Annotated in this window: 4 protein-coding genes; all 4 read right to left on the reverse strand. The window is 65.2% G+C overall.

Annotation, left to right across the window (positions count from 1 at the left end; genetic code table 11):
* Window positions 1-316: 316 nt before the first annotated feature.
* Window positions 317-946, reverse strand: a complete 630-nt coding sequence (locus G446_RS20450) for a hypothetical protein (RefSeq protein WP_245574720.1) — start codon at window positions 944-946, stop codon at window positions 317-319.
* 83 nt (window positions 947-1,029) lie between these two features.
* Window positions 1,030-2,010 carry a hypothetical protein gene (locus G446_RS20455; protein ID WP_156916689.1) on the reverse strand — a complete coding sequence of 327 codons (981 nt, stop codon included), beginning with the start codon at window positions 2,008-2,010 and terminating at the stop codon, window positions 1,030-1,032.
* 22 nt (window positions 2,011-2,032) lie between these two features.
* Window positions 2,033-2,377, reverse strand: a complete 345-nt coding sequence (locus tag G446_RS0113330) for a hypothetical protein (protein WP_026410506.1) — start codon at window positions 2,375-2,377, stop codon at window positions 2,033-2,035.
* Between the two features lie 3 nt (window positions 2,378-2,380).
* Entirely contained in the window at window positions 2,381-2,869 is a 489-nt protein-coding gene (locus tag G446_RS20180; protein WP_156916686.1) for a hypothetical protein, read from the reverse strand.
* Window positions 2,870-3,130 lie beyond the last annotated feature (261 nt).

A 3,130-nucleotide genomic window follows, 5' to 3' on the forward strand; every position in this document is an offset into this window, starting at 1 on the left:
GGGCCGAAAGAGCGCACCATCGCCCACATCAAGTCCTGGAGAATCCTCCACACCGACTACCGCCGCCCCCTGCACACATTCGAACAGACCATCACCGCCGCACTCGCACTCTACGTCTTCAAAAACACCCTCTGAATAAGCTTCCATATGCTGTGACCCTTCAACGGGTTATAGTGTTCGAGGTGTACATGGGGAACCCAAGGCTTATGGCCTCCGGCGAGCGAAAAGGGGGGTCTATGCGGAATCCTCGGGCTCCGTCCGCACTCCTGAACACCCACTGCTCCGCGTCCCTTGTTCTGTATCTCTCCCCGAGCCACTATTCCCCCGCCTCGAGGGCCTCGCTCTGAGTCAAGCCATACCGACTGGTGAACGATTTGCTCCTGCTCTCCGCCGTCTCCCGAATCACCTCCTGAACCCTGTCCACACCGGAGGATGCGCGTTGTTGGAGTTGTCGTGCGAGTTCGGAGCATTCGTTGTGGACGGCGATGAAGGTGGTGCCGGCGCGCACGTAGTAGGCCTGGAGGCCGTCGACCTCAAAACTGTACACCCGTTGGGTGCGGCCGGTGGGGGCGGTGGCTGTGACCGTGCGCGCCAGGGCCTCCCCGGTGACCGGGTCGCAGGCGGCGACCCGATCACCGGCCGCCGCCAAACCCGTCCTGTGGGAGTCCCTCCAGGAGGCGAACTCGGCGTCGGTTAGCGGGTGGCGCCTCGAGGGGTCGCTCATCCCCACCGGGTTGTTGCCCGCCCAGGAGTACGCGCCGTCGACGGCTGTCAGTTCGCCCAGCGCATCGGTCAGCAGCGACACGCGCCGCTTCTCCAGCGCGCCGTCAATGCTCACCGACTCCAGTCTCGCCAGCGCACCCCAGGCGAAGACGCGCACACCGCCGTCGGCGCGCTCCTCGCGCACCCTGCGCCCCGCCGCATCGTAAACGAATCGCGTCTCCACCGCGCCGCCGCCACCGGCGGACACCAACTGCCCGGCCGCATCGTAGACCAGAGCCCGCCGGCGCGACCCGGTCCGCGAGACGCCTAATCCTGCAGGAGGTCCTCGACGATCTCTTTTCCCATGGCTCGCACGAGACGGTCCTCGTGGGTCAGGGCGAGGTCGGCGATGCGGCGGACCTCGTTCTTCAGGCCGATGTCGTCCAGGAGGTCGGCGTACGACCACCAGGAGAGGTCGTCGACCTCGGGGTCCTCGCGCAGCTGGGAGAAGACCGCGGGCACAAGCACCGGGCGGAGCCTGCTGATCGGGAGCATGCACAACAACCGCCGGGGGTGGGGGGCCACGCGGTCGACGTCGACCCACCGCACGATAACCGGTACGAGGGCGAGCAGATCGTCGTCGGGGAGCATGTAGACGGCCCGGAGGGAGTCCAGATAGTGCTCTCCGCCCCAGGTGCCGAGCCACCCTTCGATCAGGGCGACGACGTCGGGGTTCCCCGCCAGGGGCGCGGCCGCCACGACCGCCCGCCGCATGAAGTGAGCGGACCGTCTCACGGCCTGCGCGATCGCCCCCTCATCGGCCGGCCCAGGCCCGTCGTCGCCCGGTTCTCCGGGAGCTTCGGGCGGCGGGGTGCGGGACCCGTGGAAGTCCGGGTCGGTCAGGAGGCGGGTCTGGTCCTCCAGTCCCAGGTGCTCCAGCAGGTCGGTGCAGGCGCTGTGGAGGGGGCCGTGGGGATCGGGCTCCTCCCGGAGGCGGGCGGCGAGGGCGGGCACGAGCACCGGACGCAACTCCTTGACCGGGACCATGCCCAGCAGGCGCCGGACGTGCGCGGACACCGGCCCCACCCCCACCCACCGGGCGATGGCGGGGGCCAGCGCGAGCAGATCCTTGTCGTACAGGTGGTAGGAGGCCAGAAGGGCGTCCTCGGCCCGCCCGGCATCGGCGCCGTCCAACCACCGCCCCAGCACGCCCACGGCACCGTCGCCGCTCACCGGGGGGATGTCGGCCGCCTCCGCCTCCCACACGAGACGGCCGACCTCCTCCACAGCACCCCCAACCACAGTCACGCCGCCCCCTCTTTTCGGAGATCTATTCACCAGAAGGCGGGATCCCGTCTTCTCTCCACCGTCGAAGCGTCTCGTAGCGCATAGCGAATATGCCGTCCGAGGCCGGTTTCGGGTGGCCCAGCACCTCGTACGTCGCGGGCAACCATCTTGAGAACTCGAGGAACAGCGCCTCATTCTCCTCGGTGACATGCGCGTATCCCACATCGATGTGAGATACCATCAGCACATCCACGGCGTCGTCGAATGCTTCATAATTTTGTCGCAAATAATCGAGCGGCATGCTCATGAGTAACTTGATGATCTCCTCCTCCTGCCGAATCGATACTATGTACGGAAGGTCGGTCAGGTCGTCAAGTGAACGGAACACGATCTACTGGCTCCTAGGATTGTTCTCGAACGGCCAATTGTCGGTGGGAATATGAGATTCGTTAGGATATCTGGCAAACTTCACCCATCTCCCGAACGTGGCGTAATTCGATCGAGTACTCTTGTCGCGAATCATTGTTGTCGGACCGGTGGTAGAGTTTCCTGTCGGAAGGTTGGGGTCAGGCTGTGCACCATGCGTGTGCGAAGACACCGGTCTGCTCGCATAGATCTTAACTCTTCCTCCTTGCCCCCAGGTTTCCTTGATTGTCACGCCATTGACCTCGCCGAGTTTAACGATGTCATTGTAGTTGATTCGACCATTAGAAACCAGTCCACTGGGATCGCTCGGAGCCGTTGTGAATTGTCCGGTTTCGGTGTCGCGCCAGCGGGCGGCGCTCTCGTCCCAGGTGCATCCGTTGTGGGCGAGGGTCCAGGTGCCGGTGGTGGTGGCGACGTAGTAGGCGTGGGTGGTGTCGACCTCGATGTTGTGCACCGTCCGGGCGCGCCCGGCCGGCCGGACGTGGGGCGAACGGAGCCCTCCGGACTCGGGGAGAGTCTCTTCCCGCGACAAAATGAGGGCGAACTCATGATGAGACCCGCGAAGATTCAGTGGGCGTTGGGTCATCGTCGTGTCGCATCCGGGGAGTTCTCCAGACGCTCCCGGAATGCCCTTCCGTGTGGACCTCGGGGTTTGTCTGCGTTGAGGGCGGGTCTACTCGCGGGTCTGCTGCTGGCGGCGGATACGGGCCAGGTA

It is taken from the genome of Actinomyces dentalis DSM 19115, assembly GCF_000429225.1.
GTDB lineage: Bacteria > Actinomycetota > Actinomycetes > Actinomycetales > Actinomycetaceae > Actinomyces > Actinomyces dentalis.